Origin of the sequence: Aquabacterium sp. A7-Y (genome assembly GCF_026153205.1) — a bacterium.
Lineage (GTDB): Bacteria > Pseudomonadota > Gammaproteobacteria > Burkholderiales > Burkholderiaceae_C > Caldimonas.
In genome coordinates this window covers 142,558-165,196 of the sequence record NZ_JAPFBW010000007.1, presented here as the reverse complement: position 1 = coordinate 165,196, position 22,639 = coordinate 142,558, and the positions used below count along the sequence as shown (strand labels likewise).

23 protein-coding genes are annotated in these 22,639 nt (G+C 69.4%); 13 read left to right on the top strand and 10 right to left on the bottom strand.

What is annotated here, in order from left to right; all coding sequences use genetic code 11:
* Positions 1-267: 267 nt before the first annotated feature.
* Genes OOT46_RS08265 through ligD form a run of 4 tightly spaced genes read left to right on the top strand, consistent with a single transcriptional unit; the run spans position 268 to position 6,461 of the window.
* On the top strand, positions 268-2,409 hold the full coding sequence (locus OOT46_RS08265; protein ID WP_265403113.1) for an AsmA family protein: 2,142 nt from the start codon (positions 268-270) through the stop codon (positions 2,407-2,409).
* Between the two features lie 43 nt (positions 2,410-2,452).
* Complete coding sequence (locus OOT46_RS08260; protein ID WP_265403112.1) at positions 2,453-2,737, top strand: hypothetical protein; 285 nt, start codon at positions 2,453-2,455, stop codon at positions 2,735-2,737.
* Between the two features lie 28 nt (positions 2,738-2,765).
* Positions 2,766-3,821, top strand: a complete 1,056-nt coding sequence (locus tag OOT46_RS08255; protein WP_265403111.1) for a Ku protein — start codon at positions 2,766-2,768, stop codon at positions 3,819-3,821.
* Positions 3,822-3,848: 27 nt separating this feature from the next.
* On the top strand, positions 3,849-6,461 hold the full coding sequence (gene ligD, locus OOT46_RS08250; protein WP_265403110.1) for a DNA ligase D: 2,613 nt from the start codon (positions 3,849-3,851) through the stop codon (positions 6,459-6,461).
* Positions 6,462-6,464: 3 nt separating this feature from the next.
* Here the strand turns inward: ligD and OOT46_RS08245 are convergent, their stop codons facing one another.
* From OOT46_RS08245 to OOT46_RS08235, 3 genes are all read right to left on the bottom strand, one after another.
* Positions 6,465-6,884, bottom strand: a complete 420-nt coding sequence (locus tag OOT46_RS08245; protein WP_265403109.1) for an SET domain-containing protein — start codon at positions 6,882-6,884, stop codon at positions 6,465-6,467.
* 52 nt (positions 6,885-6,936) lie between these two features.
* Positions 6,937-7,533 carry an acyloxyacyl hydrolase gene (locus OOT46_RS08240; protein WP_265403108.1) on the bottom strand — a complete coding sequence of 199 codons (597 nt, stop codon included), beginning with the start codon at positions 7,531-7,533 and terminating at the stop codon, positions 6,937-6,939.
* Between the two features lie 189 nt (positions 7,534-7,722).
* On the bottom strand, positions 7,723-8,727 hold the full coding sequence (locus OOT46_RS08235) for a helix-turn-helix transcriptional regulator (RefSeq protein ID WP_265403107.1): 1,005 nt from the start codon (positions 8,725-8,727) through the stop codon (positions 7,723-7,725).
* A 353-nt stretch (positions 8,728-9,080) separates the two neighbouring features.
* Between OOT46_RS08235 and OOT46_RS08230 the strand changes: the two genes are divergently transcribed.
* The gene (locus OOT46_RS08230; protein WP_265403106.1) at positions 9,081-10,010 is read left to right on the top strand and encodes a LysR family transcriptional regulator; all 930 of its coding nucleotides are present in this window, start codon (positions 9,081-9,083) and stop codon (positions 10,008-10,010) included.
* Positions 10,011-10,117: 107 nt separating this feature from the next.
* Here the strand turns inward: OOT46_RS08230 and OOT46_RS08225 are convergent, their stop codons facing one another.
* The 4 genes from OOT46_RS08225 to OOT46_RS08210 form a co-directional block, all read right to left on the bottom strand.
* Positions 10,118-10,516, bottom strand: a complete 399-nt coding sequence (locus OOT46_RS08225; RefSeq protein ID WP_265403105.1) for a hypothetical protein — start codon at positions 10,514-10,516, stop codon at positions 10,118-10,120.
* A gap of 476 nt (positions 10,517-10,992) precedes the next feature.
* Positions 10,993-11,757, bottom strand: a complete 765-nt coding sequence (locus OOT46_RS08220) for an EscJ/YscJ/HrcJ family type III secretion inner membrane ring protein (RefSeq protein WP_265403104.1) — start codon at positions 11,755-11,757, stop codon at positions 10,993-10,995.
* Between the two features lie 334 nt (positions 11,758-12,091).
* A complete protein-coding gene (locus tag OOT46_RS08215) occupies positions 12,092-12,274 on the bottom strand; it encodes a hypothetical protein (RefSeq protein WP_265403103.1) in 183 nt (60 codons plus the stop codon).
* Entirely contained in the window at positions 12,271-12,465 is a 195-nt protein-coding gene (locus tag OOT46_RS08210) for a hypothetical protein (RefSeq protein ID WP_265403102.1), read from the bottom strand. Before OOT46_RS08210 ends, OOT46_RS08215 begins: the two co-directional genes overlap by 4 nt.
* Before the next feature lie 167 nt (positions 12,466-12,632).
* Here OOT46_RS08210 and OOT46_RS08205 point away from each other — a divergent pair, with 167 nt between their 5' ends.
* From OOT46_RS08205 to OOT46_RS08180, 6 genes are all read left to right on the top strand, one after another.
* Positions 12,633-13,214 (top strand): DUF1993 domain-containing protein, encoded by a 582-nt coding sequence (locus tag OOT46_RS08205; protein ID WP_265403101.1) that lies wholly within the window; start codon positions 12,633-12,635, stop codon positions 13,212-13,214.
* A gap of 137 nt (positions 13,215-13,351) precedes the next feature.
* On the top strand, positions 13,352-14,623 hold the full coding sequence (locus OOT46_RS08200; RefSeq protein ID WP_265403100.1) for an ABC transporter substrate-binding protein: 1,272 nt from the start codon (positions 13,352-13,354) through the stop codon (positions 14,621-14,623).
* Between the two features lie 135 nt (positions 14,624-14,758).
* Entirely contained in the window at positions 14,759-15,616 is an 858-nt protein-coding gene (locus OOT46_RS08195; protein WP_265403099.1) for a carbohydrate ABC transporter permease, read from the top strand.
* On the top strand, positions 15,613-16,455 hold the full coding sequence (locus OOT46_RS08190; protein WP_265403098.1) for a carbohydrate ABC transporter permease: 843 nt from the start codon (positions 15,613-15,615) through the stop codon (positions 16,453-16,455). Before OOT46_RS08195 ends, OOT46_RS08190 begins: the two co-directional genes overlap by 4 nt.
* A 32-nt stretch (positions 16,456-16,487) precedes the next feature.
* On the top strand, positions 16,488-17,657 hold the full coding sequence (locus OOT46_RS08185) for an ABC transporter ATP-binding protein (protein ID WP_265403097.1): 1,170 nt from the start codon (positions 16,488-16,490) through the stop codon (positions 17,655-17,657).
* A 170-nt stretch (positions 17,658-17,827) separates the two neighbouring features.
* A complete protein-coding gene (locus tag OOT46_RS08180) occupies positions 17,828-19,432 on the top strand; it encodes an ATP-binding protein (protein ID WP_265403096.1) in 1,605 nt (534 codons plus the stop codon).
* 76 nt (positions 19,433-19,508) lie between these two features.
* Here the strand turns inward: OOT46_RS08180 and OOT46_RS08175 are convergent, their stop codons facing one another.
* The gene (locus OOT46_RS08175) at positions 19,509-19,883 is read right to left on the bottom strand and encodes a hypothetical protein (protein WP_265403095.1); all 375 of its coding nucleotides are present in this window, start codon (positions 19,881-19,883) and stop codon (positions 19,509-19,511) included.
* 135 nt (positions 19,884-20,018) lie between these two features.
* Entirely contained in the window at positions 20,019-20,234 is a 216-nt protein-coding gene (locus OOT46_RS08170; RefSeq protein ID WP_265403094.1) for a hypothetical protein, read from the bottom strand.
* Positions 20,235-20,495: 261 nt separating this feature from the next.
* Between OOT46_RS08170 and OOT46_RS08165 the strand changes: the two genes are divergently transcribed.
* Both OOT46_RS08165 and infA read left to right on the top strand, forming a co-directional pair.
* Positions 20,496-21,308, top strand: a complete 813-nt coding sequence (locus OOT46_RS08165) for an FkbM family methyltransferase (RefSeq protein ID WP_265403093.1) — start codon at positions 20,496-20,498, stop codon at positions 21,306-21,308.
* A 581-nt stretch (positions 21,309-21,889) separates the two neighbouring features.
* Positions 21,890-22,156, top strand: coding sequence for a translation initiation factor IF-1 (gene infA, locus OOT46_RS08160; RefSeq protein ID WP_265403189.1), 267 nt, complete (start codon positions 21,890-21,892; stop codon positions 22,154-22,156).
* A gap of 148 nt (positions 22,157-22,304) precedes the next feature.
* Here the strand turns inward: infA and OOT46_RS08155 are convergent, their stop codons facing one another.
* Positions 22,305-22,589, bottom strand: a complete 285-nt coding sequence (locus OOT46_RS08155; protein ID WP_265403092.1) for a hypothetical protein — start codon at positions 22,587-22,589, stop codon at positions 22,305-22,307.
* Positions 22,590-22,639 lie beyond the last annotated feature (50 nt).

The following is a 22,639-nucleotide window of genomic DNA, read 5'->3' as shown; positions in this document are numbered from 1 at the left end:
GTCGGGCCGGCGGCCCTGTGGCGGCCGCTGGAGGAACCGGCCGGCCACCGGGAGACTGCAGAGGACAGCGGCAATCGGCGTGCCGAAGCGTCTGCCCGCCGGTGCCAGTCCTCACCCGTCGGGTGCTGCGCTGCGGAGGACCGCTCTCCCCCCTCCGCCGCGGCGCCCCTTGCCGCCCTTGCCGTAGAAAAGACAGCCGCGCGGCGGGCCGCCAGCCGGCGACAGCGCCGCAGTGCGCTTCGGCACGTGGATTGCTGAAGTGGCCTTGTGACCGATGCCACCGACACCCCGCAACCGCCGTCATCTGTCCCGCCCGCTGCCGCCCCGCTGCCGGCGGGTCGGCCCCGCCACCCCCTGTGGCGCCGCCCGGGGGGCATTGCCTTGCTGTTGCTGGCGCTGCTGGTGCTCGCCTTCGCGGCCTGTGAGATGGCTGGCTGGCCCTTCCTGCGGCAGCCCATTGAACGTACGCTGGAGAAACGCTTGCAGCGCGAGGTCGTGATCGGCGAGGACTTCCGCCTCAGCCTGCTGGGCGGCATCCGCCTGCGCAGCGACCGCTTCGTGATCGGGGCGCCGTCCTGGGCCATCGAGCGCGGCCACCCGGAGGAACTGGTGCGGGCCGACCAGGTGGTGCTGGCCCTGCCCTACGCCACCGTGCTGATGCCGCTGCGGCAGGAGCCGGGCGCCGCGCTGCACATCAAGGCGCTGGAGGTGCAGCGCATGCAGGCGGCGCTCTGGCGCGGCGCCGACGGCCGCGCCAACTGGCAGTTCGCCCCGCCCGAGCAGGCGCCCAAGCCGGGCGCGGCGCCGGTGCCGACCTTCGACCGGCTGGTGGTCGGCGGTGGCGAGGTCCGTTATCAGGACGAGGTCGTCGGCCTGCAGATGCAGGCCCGCGCCCGCACGGATGAAGGCTCGCAAGGCGGCGGCAAGGGCCTGGTCATCGAGGGCGACGGCGCCTACCGCGAAGGCGTCAAGCGTTTCGCCGGCGCGAAGTTCCACTTCGGCATCCAGTCGGAAGGCCTGCTGCCGCTGGTGACGCCGAACGAAAACGCCCCGCCGGTGCCGCTCACGCTGGACGCCAGCGCCGGCAAGGCCAAGCTGGCCTTCAAGGGCCAGGCGGTGGACATCCTGCGGCTGCAGGGCATCTCGGGCGAGTTCTCGGTCTCCGGCCCCTCTCTGGCGGCGGTCGGTGCGCCGATGGGCGTGACCCTGCCGACCACGCCCGAGTTCGAGATGAAAGGCCGCCTCAGCAAGGACGGCGATCTCTACAAGGCGGATGTCGCCCGCCTCGCGGTCGGCAGCAGCCGGCTGGCCGGCGAGTTCAGCTACGACCGGCGCCCCGAGGTGCCGCTGTTGACCGGCGAGCTGCGCGGCGAGAGCCTGACCCTGGCCGACCTCGGCCCCGCCTTCGGCGCGCGCGAGCCCGGCGCCGCCAAGCCCAAGCGGGCCGACGGCCAGGTGCTGCCGGCGCGCGAATTCAACATCCCATCGCTGAAGGCGATGAATGCGGACGTCAAGGTCAACCTGCGCAAGCTGGAGTTGGGCACCGGCCTGCTCGGCGACCTCACGCCGCTGCAGGGCCGCATCGCGCTGCGCGACGGCGTGCTGCACATCACCGAGCTGCTGGCGCGAGCTTCCGGCGGCGAGGTGCGCGGCAGCATCGGCCTGGACGGCCGGCCGGCCCAGCAGCCGCTCTGGGACATCGACCTGCGCTGGGCCGGCATCGACCTGGAGCGCTGGATCAAGGCGCGCAACAACCGGGCCGCCGCCGACACGGCCGCAGCGGCGCCGGGCTATGTGGGCGGCGTGCTGGGTGGGCAGGCGAAGTTCCGAGGCGCCGGTCGCTCGACCGCTGCCATGCTGGGATCGCTCGACGGCACCGCAGCCGTCTGGATCCGCCGGGGCAAGATCTCGCACCTGATCGTCGAGGCGCTGGGCATCGACGTCGCCCAGGCCCTGGGCGTCCTCATCAAGGGCGACGAATCGCTGCCCATGCACTGCGCGGTAGCGCAGTTCAAGGCGCAGGACGGCCGGCTGAACACCGAGGTGGGTGTCATCGACACCCCCGACACCCTGGTGCTCATCAGCGGCGACCTCTCGCTCGCCGACGAACGCCTGGGCCTCACGCTCGCAGCCCGCCCCAAGGACTTCTCGCCGCTGTCGCTGCGCTCGCCGGTGCGGGTGGAAGGCAGCTTCCGCGACCCGCAGGTCAAGCTCGAGGGCAAGGCCCTGGGCCTCAAGCTGCTGGCCGCCGCGGCGCTGGCCGCCGTCAACCCGCTGGCCGCCGTGGTCCCGCTGATCGACCCCGGCGAGGGCGAGGAGAACGGCTGCCGCCAGGCGCTGGAGGGCTTGCGTGGCAAGCCGGCCACGCGGGCCGTGCGCGAAAGCGCACGCGAGGGGGCGCAGCGCTGAGCCCGCGTCCTGACCTTTTCACTGCTTCAGAAAGATCCTTCACATGGGAACCGAGCTGATCGGCTGGCTCAGCGCCTCCGTGCTTCTTTGGACCATCTTCCACCAGGTGCGCAAGCAGTACCTGAGCGGCGACAGCTCGGGCGTCTCGTCCTGGCTGTTCATCGGCCAGTCGGCCGCCTCGCTGGGCTTCTCCATCTACAGCGCGCTGCTGCAGAACTGGGTCTTCCTGTTCGTCAACCTCGCCTTGCTGTGCAGCGCGCTCGCCGGTCAGGCCATTTACTGGCGCAACACCCGCCGACAACGAAAAACTGTCAACGCTAGCAGTTAACAGGAACACCATTTGCTGCTATGCGCTCATGGCAGCACGTGTAGTTTGGAAAGGCGCGATCACCTTTGGATTGGTGCACATCCCGGTCACGCTGCGCGCCGCCTCCCGCAAGAAGGATCTCGACTTCGACTGGCTGGACAAGCGCGACATGGCGCCGGTGGGCTACCAGCGCATCAACAAGCGCACCGGCAAGGTCATCGAGAGCGAGAACATCGTCAAGGGTTACGCCTACGAGCCCGGCGAGTACGTGTTGATGAGCGACGAGGACTTCAAGCAGGCCAACCCGGAAGCCACCCAGACGGTCGACATCCTCGGCTTCGTCGACGCCGCCACGATTTCACCGGCCTACTTCGAGGTGCCCTACTACCTCGAAGTCGGCAAGCGCGGCGAGAAAGGGTATGCGCTGCTGCGCGAGGTGATGCGCCGCAGCGGGCGCGCTGGTCTGGCCAAGGTGGTGATCCACACCAAACAGCGCCTGGCCGCCGTGCTGGTGCAGGGTGAGGTGTTGATGCTCAACACGATGCGTTTCCCCGACGAGGTGCTGCAGCCCGAGGACCTCTACGCGCCCGAGAGCGAGCTGAAAGCCGTGGGTGTGGGTCAGCGCGAGCTGGAGATGGCCGAGCGCCTGGTGGACGAGATGTCGCAGGACTGGCAGCCCGAGCAGTACCGCGACACCTATCGGGAGGACCTGCTGGCTCGCATCGAGGCCCGCATCCAGGCCGGCGAAACGCACACGCTGACGCCGGCCGGCGACGAACCGGCGGCACGCGAGGGGGCCCAGGTGATCGACTTGATGGCGGCACTGCGCGAGAGCGTGCAGCGCGCCGGCAAGGCACCGGCTGCGGGCGATGGGGGTGGCAAGGTCAAGCCGATGCATGTGGGTGGCAAGACCGCGGCGGCCCCATCGCCCGCACCCGCTGCGCGCCGCAGCGCCGACAAGGATGGCGCCAGCGCGCGCAAGACCAGCGCCCGAAGCAGCCGGACCGCGGCCAGCCCCGCGGTGCCGCACAAGACGGCCGCCTCGCGTGCGACGACCAAGGCAGCCCCGGCCTCCGCACCGGCCAAGCGCAAGCGGGCCGCCTGACGCTCGCGCCGGCGCGGCCCCCGCAAGATGCCAGAAGCCCTGGACCGCTACTGGGACAAGCGCGACTTCCGTGTCACGCCGGAGCCGCGCGGCACCGCCCGGAAAGCGGGCAAGGCGCTGTCCTTCGTGGTCCAGAAACACGCGGCGCGCCGGCTGCACTACGACTTCCGGCTGGAGCTGGGCGGCACGCTCAAGAGCTGGGCCGTGCCCAAGGGCCCCAGCTTCGACCCGCATGACAAACGCATGGCGGTGCATGTCGAGGACCACCCGCTGGCCTATGCCAGCTTCGAGGGGGTCATCCCGCCCAAGCAGTACGGCGCCGGCACCGTGATCGTCTGGGACCGCGGCACCTGGACGCCGATCGGCGACCCGGAAGCCGGCTACCGCGCCGGCAAGCTGAAGTTTTTCCTCGACGGTGAGAAGCTGCACGGCGCCTGGACCCTGGTGCGCATGCGCGGCCGCGGCAACGAGCGCCAGGAGCCCTGGCTGCTGATCAAGGAGCGCGACGAGGCGGCCCGCCCGGCCTCCGAATTCAGCGTCGTCGACGAGCTGCCCGACAGCGTGTTGAGCGGGCCGGCTGCAGCGGCCCGCTCGACGGCAGCGCGCGCGACGATGGCGGACGGACACCAGGCGGCTCGCAAGACGGCGCGCAGGGCCGCGCCCGCCGAGGACGACAGGCCGGCCCCTGCCCGCCGCAAGGCCCCCTCAGCCGCCTCGCTGCCCGAGGCCGCGGTCCCTGCGACGCTGCCGCTGACCCTCTCCCCCCAGCTGGCCACCCTCGTCGACCAGGCGCCCGAGAGCGGCGACTACATCTACGAAGCCAAGCTCGACGGCTACCGGCTGCTGACGCGCATCGACGGCCGGGACGTGCGGCTGTTCACCCGCAACGGCAACGACTGGACCGCCAAGATGAAAAGCCTCGCGGCGGCACTCGCGAAGCTGAAGCTGCCCTCCGCATGGCTGGATGGCGAGATCGTGGTGCTCAATGAGGCCGGCGTGCCCGACTTCAACGCGCTGCAGAACGCTTTCGACCAGTCGCGCACCGAGCAGATCCAGTACTTCCTTTTCGACTTGCCCTATTACGACGGCCACGACCTGCGGCGCGTACCGCTGTGGCAGCGCCGCGAGCTGCTGGCGCGGCTGCTGGAGGCCGGCCCTTCCGAACGGCTGCGCTTCAGCCAGGACTTCCAGGCCACCGGCAGCGAGATGCTGCAGAGCGCCTGCCGGCTGCGCCTGGAAGGCGTGATCGGCAAGAAGCGCGACGCGGCCTATGTGAGCCGCCGCTCGCCGACGTGGATCAAGCTCAAGTGCACCCAGCGGCAGGAGTTCGTGATCGGCGGCTACACCGAACCCAAGGGCAGCCGCTCGGGACTGGGCTCGCTGTTGCTGGGCATTCACGACGAGGCCGGCGAGCTGCGTTATGCCGGCAATGTCGGCACCGGCTTCGACAGCGCCACCTTGAAGGCCTTGCGGGCCCGGCTCGAAGCGCTGGAGACGCAGCGCACGCCCTTCGCCGGCAAGCCGCGCGAGGCACGCGGCCGCTGGGTCCAGCCCGAGCTGGTGGCCGAGGTCTCCTTCTCGGAATGGACCCCCGACGGCCGCATCCGGCACTCCGTCTTCCACGGCCTGCGCGGCGACAAGCCGGCACAGGTGATCACGAAGGAAGTCCCCATGCCGGCCGCCGATGCCGAGCAGGCAGCGGCACCGGCCGCCAAGTCAGCGCGGCGGTCCGCGGGTCGGCGGGCCGTGAAGCCGCCGCCCGATCTGCCGGGCGACCTCCGCATCACCCACCCGGAACGGGTCATCGACCCCAGCAGTGGCGCCACCAAACTGGACCTGGTGCATCACTACCTGCGCGTGGCCGAGGTCATGCTGCCCCACTTGGCGCGCCGGCCGGTCGCCCTGGTGCGCGCCCCCAGCGGCATCGGCGGGCAGCTGTTTTTCCAGAAGCATGGCGACACCTTGAAGATCGCCGGCATCAAGCAGCTGCCGCCGGAGCTGGACCCGAGCCGCGACCCCTTGCTGGAGATCGACAGCGTCGAAGCGCTGATCGGCGCGGCGCAGATGAACGTGATCGAGCTGCACACCTGGAACGCCACCAGCCGCGCGATCGAGAAGCCGGACCGCATGACCTTCGACCTCGACCCCGGCGAGGGCGTGGGGTGGAGCCAGGTCCAGGAAGGCGCCCAGCTCACCCGCACCATCCTCGACGAGCTGCGCTTGCGCAGCTTCCTCAAGACCAGCGGGGGCAAGGGTCTGCATGTGGTGGTGCCGCTGTCGCCGCGCCATGACTGGGACACCGTCAAAGGCTTCTCGCAGGCCGTGGTCCAGCACCTCGCGCGGGTGGTGCCGAGCCGTTTCGTCGCCAAGAGCGGGCCCCGCAACCGCGTCGGCAAGATCTTCGTCGACTACCTGCGCAACGGCCGGGGCGCCACCACGGCCGCGGCTTTCTCGGCGCGCGCCCGGCCCGGCATGGGGGTGTCGGTGCCCTGCGCCTGGGACGAGCTGGACGAGCTCGAAAGCGGCGCGCACTGGAACATCTTCACTGTCCACGAGCGTCTTGCACTCGACCCCTGGGCGGACTACGGGACCACCCGGCAGACGCTCACGGCAGCGATGAAGGCGCTGGGCTTCAGCTGAATGTCAGAGCCGCCCGACACAATTGGGCGCGCCGCACCGGCATTCCAGGCGGCCTTCGTGATGCGTCTCGCCGTAGTTGGCGGTCAGCTCCTCGCCGACCGCGATCGCCCGCAGTGCATAAAACTCGACCCGGCCCTGGCGGATCCGCAGCACGGTGTTCGCCGAGCAGGAATGGTTGGTGAACCGCATCGGGTCCTCGGAACCCGATGCGTCGATGGCGCGCTTCTCGGACACCTCGACGATCATGATGCGCTGCTGGCGCTTGGCGCGACGGCGCGCCTCGCTGACGCTGATCGATTCGCCGCGCAGCTCGCCGATCTTCTTGTAGGGCGGAATTGGCTCGGCGGCGAACACGCCGGTGCCATCTATCGTGCTGGGTTGGACGCGGACCGCGAACTTCTGCGGATTGTTGGGAGTGGCCATGCCGTCACGATAGCGCAAGCCGGGCCGCGCCCTCTGCCGCGCGCGCCGCTAGCTAGCGGAAGGAGCGCGCATAACGCAGCTGCACGAAGTCCTCGCCGGGATTGGGATGCTCGATGCCGCCGTTGGAGAAGTGCTGGTAGCGCAGCGACAGCTCGTGCTGCCCCTGCGCGCCGAAGTTGCGGCCGACGGCCAGGTGGTCGCCGAAATTGAAACCGGTGCTGAAACGTTTGCTGCGGCTGCGGTAGATGGGGGTGACCACGGTCAGCCCGATGCCGGCTTCGGCGAACCAGGGTGACTCTCCGCCGCGCCCGCGCCAGCGCAACACCGGCGTCAGGCCGAACTGGGTCGCCCAGGCACGCTCGCGCCCGTCCGGGCCCGGGGCGCTCCAGCGGCCGATCGCCGCTTCCCAGTACCCCGACCACTGCCCGCCGAACGCCGACCAGGCCTTCCGCCAGGGCCAGATCACCCCCGCGGTGGTGGCACGCGTGTCCTCAGCGACGCCGTACTGCACGAAGCCGATGGCCGGCGCCCAGCCTTCGGCCTGGCTGGGCCGCGCTCCGGCCAGCAGGAGCAAAAACACGATGGCCGCGCCCCAGCGCTGAGGTTTCGAGGCGCGGCTGAACCAGCGATAGATCGAGAAGAACAGCATGAACCACCCGGCAGTCGAAGATGCGACCCTCGATCGCTCGCCTGCTGTGCGGCCGGTCCGGCGCGAAAGGCCGGCACCCGACCGGGTGCGAGTCACTGCTGCCAAGGCAATGGGCGTGCCGGCCCGCGGGCGCCCGCCGGGGAGCCACCGGGCCGGTTGAATCTTGCCGGCGGGATGCTGCGGAGCGGCTCAGCGCAGGGCGCCGAGCGTGTCGTGGAAGGAATGGCCCATGGTGGCGTCGATCGCCGCATTGACGAGCTGAACCCGGTTGCGCGCCGAGAAACGCCGCCTCAGCTGGCGCAGGTGGTAGTCGACCGTGTGGGCGGAAAGTTTCAGGCGGTCGGCAATCTGCTTGTCGCTCTTGCCGCCGATCAGGCATTCCAGGATCTCGCGCTGCAGCGGCGAGAGCGCCGGCCACGGCAGGGAAGTGACGGGGTCGCTGCTACCGCTGGCGTGGCGCGACAGGAATTCGTGCATGCTGAGACCGAATGTCAGTGCCTGACCCAGCACCCCGTCGTCGATCCAGCCGCGATGCCGCACGCTGGACATCAGGCTGATGACTGTCCTTTCGTTCGGGCTGTAAGGCGAGGCGACTCGGAAAAACACGCCGCTGGCGATCCCGCTGTCGCAGAAGTCGGAGAGGAAACGGCGGGTGCGCGGCGGCGCCTGCTTGCCGCGCGAATTGGCGATGATGTCATCCAGGTCCCAGACCAGCGGCAGGCTGGAGCGGGGCGCGTCCTGATGGCGCGGGTCCAGCTCGTAATAGCGTTCGCGGAAGTAATGCGGGGTCCAGACCGGGTTGGAGTAGGTGCTGAAGAAGGACTGCGGCTGACCGCGACCGCGCTGCGTCGACACGGTGCCGTAGGCGAACCATTCGAAGCCGGTGGCATGCAGCATGGCGCGCACGCGGCGTTCGCGATCGGCGGCCGAGCCGAGCTCGAGCAGGTCGCCCACCAGGCTGGGCAAGCCGACCCGGCGTTGTTCCTGCGGCTGGCGCTGTTCCTGCTCCAGCAGCACCAGGTCGGCTTCGGTATACAGGAGCACGCCCGGCGGGCTGTCGTCCGGCGTGAGCGGGACGCCGTGGGCGTCCAGCAGCCCGCGGGCTTCGCTGCCCGGCGAACCTGCACCGACGTGCCGGCTCTGCGGGCCTGACGCGGTGGCCCGACGGCGCTCCTCACCAGCAGTCAGTTCCATAAATCACCTCCCCCCTGTCGGGGTTGCCAGCTGCGCTCCATGCCCGCCCAGCGGAGCCTGGTGACGCCTGTTGCCAAGCAGGAACAGGGGGCCGGCGCCGCCGGCTGCCGCGGCAGCGAACGGGCTCGGCCCAGGGGTCGTACCGCTTCCCCCCGGAGTACGGCGTCATCTGATTCGAATGCTTGCATCATGGTCCGGGTCCTCTGCTTCAGAGTACTAGCGTGCAGAATCGCCGCGGGCCTTACAAGCGCTATTTCGGCAAGCGAGCGTTCGCGGCGACAGAACGGTACACCGCGGCCACGGCCGCAGCCTCCCCTCGCCCCGCCGAGCCGTTACCGATTGTTCAAGGCACCATGCGACTCGACCTGTTTTCCTTGCATCTGTTTGCGGACATCGTCGAGACGCGCAGTATCGGCAAGGGGGCGAAAAGGCACAACCTCGCGGTCTCGGCGGCCAGCAAGCGCATCGCCGACCTGGAGTACCAATTCGGCACCGAATTGCTGCGCCGCCACGCCCGCGGCGTGCTGCCCACCGAGGCGGGCGAGACCCTCTACGGACGCATCCGGCAGGTGCTCGGGGATCTGCACCAGACCGCGGTGGAGATGAGCGAGTACGCCCACGGCACGCGCGGCCTGGTGCGAGTCTGCTCCAACTTGACGGCGATGGTGCAGTGCCTGCCTCAGGATCTGGCCGGCTTTGCGCAGGAGCACCCCCACATCGGCATGGCGCTGCAAGAGAGCTCGACCGCTGCCACCCTGCAAGCGGTCGCGAAGGGCCATGCCGACGTCGGCATCGTCGCCCCGGTGGTGCCCTACCTGCCTGAGCTGCACTACTGGCACTACAGCACCGCCACACATGCGGTGGTGGCGCCTGCCGGGCATCCGCTGGCGCGACGGGCCGCGGTCACCTACGCCGAGACCCTGGCCTACCCTTACATCGGTCTGGAGACAGGCGGCGGCTGGGACCGGCTGCTCAGCCGCAAGGCCGAGGGCCTGGGCACGGTGATGAACATCAAGGTGCGGGTCAACGGCTTTGAGGCAGCCTGTCGCATGGTGGAGGCCGGACTGGGGCTGACGCTGGTGCCGCACAGCAGCGCCGTCCTGCATGCCGGAGCGCTCGGGCTCAAGGTGCTGGCCCTGGATGAGGAATGGGCCGTCGTGCCGCTGGACGTCTGCTGTCGGGATCTGAGCCAACTGCCGGTGCCGGCCCGCCTGATGGTGCGCCACCTGATCACCCGCAACGGCACGCGCGCGAGCACCAAGATCGAAGGTCTGGCCGCCTGAGCCGGCGACCGGAAACCGGAGTTCAACGGGCGGCTCTGTCGTCACGAAGACAAGCGCCCGAGGCGGCATACCGACGCCGGCAGCACCGGCGGTGCGCCGCGGGCGGCTCAGGTCGTGGCGACCCGGGAACGCCGCCGAGGCGCGACCGCTGCTGCGTCGTCGCGTCGCGACGCCTGCTGGGTGGCGCGTTGCGCCTCTTCCAGGCTGCGTACCGCGGCGCGAAGCTCCTCGCGGCGCGCTTCCAACTCCGCCAGGCGTTGCGCCAGCAGCGCCTCGGCCGCGGCCACCGCGCTGTGTGCCGCATCGACACGCCGGGCCAGGGCATCAGTCGATGGCCCGCCGCTGGTGTCGGCGCCGTCTGCACCAGCCAACGAAAGCGAAGATGCGATCCTGCACACCGGCATCGTCCCCTGCGTGGCGACGGCTCGCTGGAAGCCGGCCGCCGGCGCGGTCGCGGCCTGCTGCACCTCGCGCACCTGCCTCAGCTTGTCCCAAAGATTACCCATATCGATTCACCTCGCCTTCCACGTCATGCCGGTTGCATCGCACCCTTCCTGCCCTGCGCGGGCCGTCGGCCACGGCAGCAGTTGCCGTTGCACAGGGATCGAACAGGCGCGCCGCGATACCGGCCGACAACCCCTCCATCAAGAGCATGCTTCAATGCGCCCAGGCACAGGTGCGCCGCCGCGATCCGGCCGGCCGAACCCGCAGCGGCCATAGCCCCACGCTGCGCCGCGCCCACGCGCCCGGACGCCGCCGAACACAAGGCGCGCAACCGGTGACCGACAACCATTGCCCGCGGGTAGCCGCACGGCGCCCACTGCGCTGCCGCCTGCCGAAGACCCTCTTCATCGCTGTCCTCCTCATGACCATGGCCCGGCCGCCGGGCACGGCGCAGGCGATGCCGCGCTTGTGTGGTCGCGGCTTCCACGACACCCCGGCTGCCGGGACGACGCAACAACTCGGTCCCGCCGGAGTGGGTTCATTTGCCGAGCGAGTGGCGCCGCAGCCCCTGTGGCCACCACAGCAGGCACAGCGTGGCGACCGGCAGCAACAACAGCAGCCACGTCAGCGCGCCCGAGGAAAACGCCGAGGCGATTCCCCAGCGTCCACCGGCCGCCCCGTCCTGCTCGGGCACAGCTCCCTGCAGCAGCGACAGTGCGACCTTCTCGCTCGCCAGTCCGCCGATGCGCTGCGCAACGAGTGCGCGTACCGCGGGCACCAGCCGATGCAGGTCGGCGCCCGGCCGGTGGGTCACCAGCACCGCCGCCGAGGACGGGCGCAGCTGATCGACCAGCGGGTCGCGCGCCAACACCACCACGTGCACCCGCGCCCGCAGCACACCGTCGAGCCGCATCACGTCGCGCGACACCTGCTGCGAAGCCAGGTAGACCGCGCTCAGGCCCTGCTCCTCGGCACTCGAGAGGCCCATGCGCCGGCGCAGGCCGTCATAGGCAGGGCCGTCGCTGCCATACCGCACCGCCGGCAGCCCGTGGGCTCGCAGCAGGTCCAGCGAGGCCCCCAGGTCGCGCCGGTCCACCTGGACTTCCCATTGGCCGTCCGGCACTCGCGCCTTCGCCACCGGGATGCCGTCGGCTGCCAGGGCCTGGACCATCTGATCGGCCTCCGGCTCGCTCAGGTCGAGGTAGAGCCCGATCTTGCAACCCGCGAGCATCCCCAGCAGTGCCAGCAGCGCCAGAAGACGATGCAGGCAGGCGGTTCGACTCGACAGTGAGTGGGGCAACATCGGATCTCCTCGCGGCCACACGACGGCGCTCGCGGGTCTCCAGGCAAGGCCGGTAGATGGATGGACTCTACGGTCGCGCACGCGGGCGTCGCAACACCGAGTTCTCGTAGTTGCCGCGACGCAGCACCACAGCAGAAGAATGGACCGGCCTGCGGCGCATCAACGGCGGCCAATGCAGGACCGGCGGCGGTGAAGTGACAAGTCGGTGCTCGCCGTTATCGCGAAGCACCGTGGCGAACACGGCAGCACGCCTGCGCAAACCCTTGCGCGGGGCGCGCCCATCGGTGATGGAGGGCTGCGCCGGCAGGACGCCGGGCAGCCTGGGTCGCCGTACTCAGCGGTCGAGATCGAGGAAGGCGGAGACGCCGAAGGCGACCGCACCGGCCACCGGGAGGCTGACGACCACCAGCAGGGCTTCACCCGCTGCATCGAGACCGAGCGCGGTCCCGGTGATGGTGAGCACCGCCGCGATCAGGCCCAGCACCTTCATGCCCACTGCCCAATTCCAGTTCGTCATTGCTGCACTCCTCTTCGCGCCAGACGGCCTGGCCTATGCTCGACCGGGTCCGGCCGCCCGACGGCTGCAAGAGCAACAGCAAGGGACAGCACCACCAGAACGACGGTCACTGCAGGATTCAGGGCAAACGGTGTGCCAACGACCACCGACAGGACCGCGAGAAGGGCAAATAGAAGAGACCACTTCCACATCCTCCACTCCTTCCAGGGATGGTTCAATGTGAACGGATGTTAGGAGTGCAAGGCCATCCAGCCCTGTCAGCGCCGCAGGCTGCGCCGCTGTGGGAGGCCGCCTACAGGCGTCGGGCCCGGTACCCTTGAGATCCTGACCCCTCCGCCACCGACCAGGGATTGCTTCCATGACGCTCTACGACCTTTCGATGCCGGCGCTGACCCAGGCCTTGCAAAATCTGGCGCACCTGCTGGAAAAGGCTGCCGGAATTGCCCACGCCCAGGGCCTCGCGCCCGCAGCCCTGCTGCAGCGGCGGCTGGCGCCCGACATGTTTCCGCTGGCGCTGCAAGTCGACATCCTCGTCAGCGGCACGCGCGGCGCCGCCGCCCGCCTTTGCGGCCGGCTCGCGCCGCGCGACGACTCTCGGGAGCACGCTGTCTTCAACCGCGGCAGCGAGGCCGAGTTCGACCCGCCGGCGGCCTCCTTCACCGAGCTCCAGGCGAGCGTCGAGCAGGCCCTCTCCGAGCTGAAGGCGCTCTCGCCCGCCGATGTCGAAACCGCACCGGACAGCCTGGTCAGCGTCGCCAAGCCGGGCAACGTCCGCGTTTTCGAAGCACGCACCTTCGTGCTGGGCTATGTGCTGCCCAACCTCTACTTCCACCTGACGCTGGTCTACGCCTTGTTGCGAAGCGCCGGCATCCCGCTCGGCAAGCAGGATTTCGAAGGCTCGCCGGCCTACCGGGTCGTCCCCGACGACCTGTCCGGCTGAGCAGCCGGAACACGGATTGCCTGCGCTGCTTGCGCGCGACAGCGCACTCGACCGGCGCCGCCGGCCGCGCTCCGGCCCGAAAGCCGGGCAGCGCCACGCGGCTGCCGGTCGACCATCGCTTGACAGAGGAGGCATCCATGAAGAGCAACAAGCTGGGCGGCGTCCTGTTGGGCGCGGCCCTGGCGTTCGGCGGCGCGGCCCAGGCCGCCACGCTGCGCGTGTCCTGCGGCTCCGTCGGGCAGGAGCTGGAAATGTGCAAGGACAACGCGCAGGCCTGGGCCAAGAAGAGCGGCCACGAGGTCCAGGTCGTCGCAACCCCCGCCGACGCCAGCGAGCGGCTGGCGCTCTACCAGCAGGTGCTGAGCTCGCGCTCGGACAAGATCGACGTGTTCCAGGTCGACGTGGTCTGGCCCGGCATGCTGGCCTCGCACCTGCTCGACCTGTCGCGCTACAGCAAAGGCACGGAGCAGGCCCACTTCCCCGGCATCCTCAACAACGTCAAGGTGCGTGGCCAGCTGGTCGCGATGCCCTGGTTCACCGACGCCGGGCTGCTCTACTACCGCAGCGACCTGCTGCAGAAACACGGCCTCAAGCCGCCCGCGACCTGGGACGAGCTGGCGGCCGCCGCGAAGAAGGTCCAGGACGCCGAGCGCGCGGCAGGCAACGACAAGCTGTGGGGATATGTGTGGCAGGGCCGGGCCTACGAAGGCTTGACCTGCAACGCTGTCGAGTGGATCGCCAGCCATGGCGGCGGCACCGTGGTCGATGCATCGGGCAAGGTCAGCGTCAACAATCCGCAGGCCATCGCGGCGGTGGAGCGGGCCGCCGGCTGGATCGGCAGCATCTCGCCGACCGCCGTGCTGAACTATGGCGAGGAAGATGCGCGCGGGGTGTTCCAGGCTGGCAATGCGGTGTTCATGCGCAACTGGCCCTATGCCTGGTCGCTCTCCCAAGCCGAGGGCAGCGCCGTGAAAGGCAAGGTCGGTCTCACCCTGCTGCCCAAGGGCGGCGCCGACGGCCGCCATGTGGCGACGCTGGGCGGGCAGTTGCTGAGCGTCTCGCGCTACTCGAAAAACGCCGATGCCGCGGCCGATCTGGTGATGTACATGACCAGCAAGGCGGTGCAGAAGGAACGCGCCCTCAAGGGCTCCTTCAATCCCACCATCGCGGAGCTGTACAAGGACGAGGAGATCCTGAAGGCCAACCCCTTCATGGGCGAACTCGGAGATGCCTTCACCAACGCGGTGGGGCGGCCCGCGGCGGTCACGGGCCCCAAGTACAACCAGGTCAGCAACCAGTTCTGGAACGCGGTGCACGAGGTGCTCTCGGGCAAGGCCAAGGCAGCGGAAGCGCTGAAGCGGTTCGACGCCACCGCCAACCGGCTGAGTCGCGGCGGCAAGTGGCAGTGAAACAGTGAGCCGCAGCCGCCCCGGCAGCACGCGCTGCCGGCGGCCGGCCCGCGGATGTGCCTACCGTTCAGGGCCTTTCTCATGATCTTCCGACGCTCCTCCCTCCCGTCGCGCCGCGCGCGGCTGGCATGGTTGATGGCCGCGCCCATGCTGCTGGCTCTGTTGATCGTGGCCGGCTGGCCGCTGGGTCGCACGATCTGGTTCAGCTTCACCGATGCCCAGCTGTCGCAGACCGGCGACTGGAGTTTCGTCGGGCTGGAGAACTACCTGGGCGAATACGGCCTGCTGCGCGACCCGGACTGGTGGGGCGCGGTCGGCAACACGCTGGTGTTCGCCCTGCTGTCGGTCAGCATCGAGACGCTGCTGGGCCTGGGCGTGGCGCTGCTGCTGAACCACCCCTCGCGGCTGCGCACCCTGCTGCGCGCGGCCATGCTCATCCCCTGGGCCATCCCCACCGTGGTCTCGGCCAAGATGTGGAGCTGGATGCTGCACGACCAGTTCGGTGTCGTGAACCACTACCTGCTCTCGCTGGGACTGCTGTCGGCCCCGGTGGCCTGGACCGCCAACCCCGACCTGGCCCTCTTCACCGTCGTGCTGGTCGACGTCTGGAAGACCACCCCCTTCATGGCCCTGCTGATCCTGGCGGCCCTGCAGATGGTGCCGGCCGACTGCTACGAGGCCGCCCGCGTCGACGGCGTGCCGCCCTGGACCGTGTTCCGCCGCGTCACCTTGCCCCTGATCCTGCCCGGCGTGGCCGTCGCGATGATTTTCCGCCTGCTCGACGCGCTGCGTGTCTTCGACCTGATCTATGTGATGACCTCCAACAGCCGCAGCACCAAAAGCATGTCGGTGTTCGTGCGCGAACAGCTGATCGACTTCCAGCAGGTCGGCTACGGCTCGGCCGCCGCCACGGTGGTGTTTTTCACCATCGCGCTGCTGACCCTGCTCTACATGGCCCTGCTGCGCCCGGCGCTCGAAAAGGTGGACGCATGAGCATTTACCGCCCCCCGAAGTGGCTGCCCCGGCTCGGCTACCACCTGGCCGCCGCCGCGCTGGTGCTGTTCTCGGTGTTCCCCTTCCTCTACGCGATCTCCAGCTCGCTGAAGGGCCGCACCGGGCTGTTCTCGCCCGAGTTCATCCCGGCGCAGCCGACCCTGCAGAACTACCTCAGCGTGTTCCGCGAGCAGCCCTTCGCGCACAACCTGATGAACTCGGTGCTGGTGGCCGGCGGGGTGGTGCTGCTGTCGCTGGGCGTGAGCCTGATGGCGGCCTGGGCGCTGGGGCGGGTGGACTTCCGCGGCCGCGGGACGCTGCTGCTGACCATCCTGTCGGCCTCGATGTTCCCGCAGGTCGCGGTGCTCTCGGGCATGTTCGAGCTGGTGCGCTGGGCCGGGCTCTACGACCGCCTGGGCGCGCTGCTGTTCGCCGACCTGCTGCTGACCCTGCCGTTCACGGTCTGGGTGCTGGTGACCTTCATGAAACAGCTGCCCAAGGAGCTGGAGGAGGCCGCGACGATGGACGGCGTCGGGGTCTTCACGCTGATCTTCAAGATCTTCCTGCCGCTCTTGTGGCCCGCGGTCGCCGCCACCGGGCTGCTGGCCTTCATCGCCGCCTGGAACGAGTTCCTGTTCGCCCTGACCTTCACCCTCTCCACCGAGCAGCGCACCGTGCCGGTGGCCATCTCGATGATCAGCGGCCCCAGCGGCTACGAGCTGCCCTGGGGCAGCATCATGGCCGCCTCCGTCATCGTCACCTTGCCGCTGGTGGCCCTGGTCCTGTACTTCCAGCGCCTGATCGTCTCCGGCCTCACCGCCGGCGCCGTGAAGGGCTGAGCCGCCCCACCTCCAGCCGAGACCCCAAAGCCATGAGTCGCATCCAGCTGCGCCAGGTCGCCAAGCGCTTCAACCAGACCACCGTGCTGCAGAACATCGACTTGGCGGTCGAGCCCGGCGAGTTCTGCGTTTTCATCGGCCCCTCGGGCTGCGGCAAGTCGACCCTGCTGCGCCTCATCGCCGGGCTGGAGGACCCCAGCGAGGGCGAGATCGAGATCGACGGCGTGGTGGTCAACGACCGCCCGCCCTCGGCGCGCAATGTGGCGATGGTGTTCCAGAGCTACGCGCTGTATCCCCACATGACGGTCTACGAGAACATGGCCTTCGGCCTGCAGCAGCAGAAGCTCGCCCGCGACGAGATCGACCGCCGCGTGCAGGAGGCCGCCCGCATCCTCCACCTGGACGGCCTGCTCGAGCGCAAGCCCAAGGCGCTCTCCGGCGGACAGCGCCAACGCGTGGCGATCGGCCGGGCCATCGTGCGCAAGCCCAAGGTCTTCCTCTTCGACGAACCCTTGTCCAACCTGGACGCCTCGCTGCGTGTCGCCACCCGGGTCGAGATCGCGCGGCTGCACCGCGAGCTGGGTTCGGTCAGCATGGTGTATGTCACCCACGACCAGGTCGAGGCGATGACGCTGGCCAGTAAAATCGTGCTGCTGCGACCCGATCCGGCCGCACATGGCGGCCACAGCATCGCGCAGGTCGGCCACCCGCTGGAGCTCTATCACCACCCGGCCAACCTGTTCGTGGCCGGCTTCATCGGCTCCCCGGCGATGAACTTCCTGCCGGCGGTGGTGCAGGCGGCCGAGGACGACACGCTGCAGGCCCGCTGGAACGGCACCGCGCATGCGGCACGGGTGGCGGGCAGCGTGGCCGCAGGCGAGCCGGTCACGCTCGGCATACGGCCCGAGCATGTCGAGGTGGGCCGCGGCCCGCATCGTGCCCGCATCACCCATGTCGAACGGCTGGGCGAACACAGCTATGTCTACCTCGCTGTGGCGCAGAACGGACAGGACGGAATCGACGCCGGCCAGGATCGGGAGGGTCAGACGCTGCTGGCCAAGACGCTGGACGAGCGCCTGGCGGTCGGCTCGGACGTCGCCTTCTCGCTACCGGCCGAGACCCTGCACGTCTTCCGCCGCGACGGCCGGGCCTTGCCGCGCACTGTCCAGCAGGAAAGCGTGAGCGGCTTGGCGCCACAGTGATCCGAACACAGGTTTTCCCTGGGGCCTTCTCCCATTAGAGACATGCTTCAATAGCGAGAGCAATAGCTGCAGGCACATCGAACATGTCCGACAACGGCAGGTCCGAAAGGATGGAGGCAGGCGCCAAGTCATTGGTCCGGATCAGCGAAAGGCTATGCTCGACCCTTGATATGGACGTTCTGCTGGAGGCCCTCGCCGAGGAAACGGGCGTCTGGATGGGCGCGGGAGGTGCGCTGGCCGGCCTGCGAACCGGTGACGCGATCATCTGCCACAGTCATTGGCGCCATGGCCACACCCACCGGCTGGAACAGCGCTGGGGCCCCGAGCAGGGCCTGGCGGGTCATGTGCTCGTGCACCGCCGGCCCTACCACGCCCCGGACACCCAGGCCGATCCGCATGCCGAGACAGCGCTTTACGCCCGCCTCGGCGTGGCCTCGGCGCTGGCGATGCCAGTGATCGAAGCCGGCGGCGAGTTGCTCGGCGTTCTGGAAGTGCACGACAAGCAGAACGGTCAAGCCTTCGACGAAGCCGACCGCGAACGCCTCGCCGCGCTGGCGCGGCTGGCGGCGGTGGCGATCCGCAATGCACTCTCGTGGGGCCGACTGCGGCAGGTCGAAGAGCAGCTGCTCGAGGCCGACCGGCGCAAGAATGAATTCCTCGCCACGCTGGCGCACGAGCTGCGCAACCCGCTGGCCCCCATCCGGCACGCGCTGCAGATCATGCAGCTGGCCGGCAACAAGCCGCAAATGCTGGAGACCACGCGTGCCGTGATGGAGCGCCAGGTTCTGCAGCTGGTGCGCCTGGTCGAGGACCTGCTCGACGTCTCACGCATCAGCACCGGCCGCATCGAGCTGCGGCGCGAGTGGGTCGACCTCGCCTCCAGCGTGCACGACGCGGTGGAGTCCGTGCGTCCGCACATGGTGCAGCGCGGCCACCGGCTGCGCGTCAGCCTTCCCGACGACCCGGTCTACCTCGACGCCGACCCGACCCGGCTGGCGCAGGTCTTCACCAACCTGCTCAGCAACGCCAGCAAGTTCACCCCGGTGGGGGGACGCATTTCGCTGACCGCCCGCACCGAACGCGGCAGCGTGGTGGTGACCATCGCCGATACCGGCCGCGGCATCGCGCCCGAAGCCCTGCAGCGTGTGTTCGACCCGTTCACGCGCATCGACCAGTTGCTCGATCGCAGCGAAAGCGGGCTGGGCGTGGGCCTCTCGCTGGCGCGCACCCTGGTGGAGCTGCACGGCGGGCAGGTCGAGGCCAGCAGCCAGGGCCCGGGACTCGGTGCCCAGTTCACGGTCCGGCTGCCGCTGTCCAGCACCCAGCCGGGGCCGGCCGCCTCTTCACAGCGCGACACCGCTGGGGGCGCCGCCGCGCAGCGCGTGTTGCTGGTCGACGACAATCCGGACACCGTGAGCACGCTGGCCTCGCTGCTGGCGATGATGGGCCACGAGGTAAAAACCGCCAGCGGCGGCCAGGAGGCGCTGGAGACCGGCCCCGGCTTCCTGCCCGACGTCGTGCTGCTCGACATCGGCATGCCGGGCATGGACGGCTACGAGACCGCGCGGCGCGTGCGGGACACCCACTGGGGCAAGGACACGGCGCTGGTGGCAGCCACCGGTTGGGGGCAGGACGAGGACAAGCAGCGGGCCTACGCCGCGGGCTTCAATGCCCACATGACCAAGCCGATCGATCCGGATGAGCTGGAACGTTTGCTGGACGGTTTGCAGGGTCGCGGCGCAGAAGCCGCACTGCACGACCGACGCCAGCGCTGAGAGACCGCCGAACGGCGGATGACGGAAGGGAAAGCGGAGTCGGGACGAACGTCGCGCCTGGCGCGCGGCGGCCGGCTCAGCTCTCGATGTCGGACAAGCCTGCCGAGACCTCGCGCACCTGGTCGCGCACATTGCGGCCCACGTCGGTCAAGCGCAGCGTGCCGCCATGCCACTCGAGCCACTCGAGGGCCAGGTACTGGCCCAGATCGCGCGGCGAGAGCAGGTCCACGCGCCGACTCAGCAGGTGCCGCTCGACCATGGGCAGCAGCGCCCGCAGCACCTCGCGCTGGCAGGGCGGCCCCTGCATCAGCGGCGCGGGCAAGTGGGGGACGCGCGCGCCGCCAGCAGACCGCCGCTGTTTCCTCGCGACCGTCCCGACCTTGCCCGAACATTGATCGATCATGCTGCTCCAGTGGGCGTCGTTGGGGGGATCGGGCGGTCGCTTCGGCATGGCGGGCTCCAGGTAAGGCTGCTGTCCCGACTTTCTCGCGGGCTGCCCTCGAACGCAAGGCCCTGCTTGTGGGGAGGCGCAAGGGATGCGACTTGCGCCTCAACTCGGACGGAGCGCGCTGCCGCGCGCGTTGTTTCAGTGCAGCGTGCGCGGCACAGGAGGACCCGCCTCTTCCTCCTCGTCCCAGCCGGCGAGTTCCGTGTCGGCGGCCTCCTCGGGGCTGTTCCAGTCCTCGGCATCCCACCACAGGTCGGCTGCCAACGTGATCGCCTGGTCGGCTCCCAGCCACGGGTTCTGATCCAGGATGCGCTGCGCGCAACGTCGGATCCAGCGAATTTTGGGCATCTCCATCGTCGACTCCTGCAACTGCCTGCTCTGGCTGTGCGGCAAGTGCCATGCCCCGACGCGCTTCGCCGTCAGGCGCGAAGACCGCAGCGTCGGCCAAACATACGCAACACGCAGTTACAAACTCATTCACACCCAGGGGGAAGTTTCCCAATTTCCTGACTAGGTTTCCAAGATGCTTCCCCGGCTGCCCGTTCGCTTGTCATTTCCTGCCGAAGATTTTTCCGGACCTGCTCTCCTCGCCGGGGGCCAACTTCAGGACCCCCCATGCCGAACCGAAGCCCGCTGAAACAGTTCGCCGAGATCCTTTTGCCGCGCTCGGCCATCGTCCGCTTCCAGGTCCACCGCGGCTTGCGCGGCAGCCCCGATCGTGAAGCGCAGCTGTTGCCCTTGCTCGCTCGCCGCGGCTGCTTTCTCGACATAGGCGCCAATCGCGGCAGTTGGGCCGGCCCCGCCGCGCGGGTGTTTCGGGAGGTGCATGCGTTCGAGCCCGAGCCGGAACTGGCGGCGGCACTGCGCAAAGCCGCGCCGGCCAACGTGACCGTCCATGGGCTGGCCCTGTCCGACCATGAAGGCTGGGGCCGCTTCGCCGTGCCGGTCTACGGCGGAGAAGCGGTCACCACTCGTGCAACGCTGGAGGCCGGCGCGAACGTCGGTTTCGAACGCGAGCTGGTGCACGAAGTGCAACTGGCGCGGCTCGACAGCCTGCGGTTGCGGCATGTCGACGCGATCAAGATCGATGTGGAGGGCCACGAAGCAGCGGTCCTGGAGGGCGCCTGGGACACGATAGACCGGGAGCACCCGCCGCTGATCGTCGAGATCGAGGAACGCCACCACCCGGGCGAGTCCGAGAGCATCATCGAACGCCTGGCGGCGCATGACTATCTGTGCTACTACATCGGCGACGAGGGGCTCGAAAGTTTCGTGCCGGGCAGCATCGAGGTCTTGCAGCAGGACCGAGCACGTCCGGACCCCGGACGCCGCCCGGGCGGGTACATCAACAACTTCATCTTCTGGCCCCGCGAGCGCCATCGCGAGCTGGCGGGGCTGGAAAGCTTCGTCGCGGCGCAGCTGCATTGAGTCCGGCCAGGCCCCAGGTCGTGGAACGCCGGCCGTTCGGCGCCGCGCGACCCCGCTTGCCGGCCCGATCCCGCGGGCCGTTTACAAGATACGTGAACGGGGTTGAAGCAAAGCGCGTACCATAGCGGCCTGTCTCGATGTTGTGGAGCGCCGTTTCGGCGCCCCGCGCTGTCCTTGTCTGCCAAGGCGACCGTTCGGATCCCGAGCGTTTTCTTGCGTGCTTCTGCACAGCGATCGCGTGTGCCATGCATTGCCTGGGCAAGAGCCGCCGGCCGCGGCGGGGCAATGCGCCGTCCCGCGCGCCCCGCCCTCGGCTCTCCGAAGACCGACCCCGGAGCCGCCGGCCTCGCGCCGGTCGCTCAGTCGCGAGAGAGCAAAGGGCAGGCAGGCCTATCCAGGCTGAGTCGTCGATGGCGCACCGGAGGTCCGTGCGCGTTTTCCTGCGCGGCTGCCCCGCGGGGGCGCGGAAGCGCAAGCGATGGTCGCTGGCGAGCCGCACGGCGCAGGGACGGTCAGGCGCGCCGCATGCAGGAGCGCTTTGGACTCCTGCAATGTTTGATTTTTTGTTTGGAACAGGAACAATGGCGAAAGAAGAACTGATCGAAATGAACGGCCTCGTCGAAGAAGTGCTGCCCGACTCGCGCTTTCGCGTCACGCTGGAAAACGGCCATCAGCTCGTGGCTTACACCTCCGGCAAGATGCGCAAGCACCACATCCGCATCCTGGCGGGTGACCGGGTGTCGCTGGAGCTCTCCCCCTACGACCTGAGCAAGGGCCGGGTCACCTTCCGCCATCTGGAAGGCCGCGGCCCGAATTCGGGCTCCGGCGCGCCCCGCCGTCCTCGCTGAGCCGCACGGCTCGCACGGGCAAACGCCGTTTCAGGCCACCGCGCCGCACCGGCTTTCGGCGCGTGCACAAGGCCGGCGCCCGGGTCCTTGCCCGGCCGCGCTGCCCCCCTTCGACATCACCCTTGACACGCCGACGTCGTCAAGCCGCTCAACGCGGCTGCGGCTTGTGCCCGGGCTTGCCCGACTCGCTGGTCGGGCCCTCGCGCGGAGCCGCGTCCGGCGTTCCGGGCGCCGTGCCGCCCAGGTGCCGGGTCGGGTCACCATACCCCGCACCGTAGTGGCCGACGGCGGCTTCCGGCCGGTCGCTGACGTCGGGCCGCTCGGGCTCGCCGGGAGCAGCTCCGGGCGGGAGCTGCCGGCCGGCGTCCTCGGGGGCCGCCGCCCTGGCGCTGCTCGGGGTCCGAGACTCTGAGGAGGTTCGAGAGGGCTGCATCACTACTGTCCTTTCCGGTTTGAAGCTACAGGGACTGTCCGGCAAGCGCT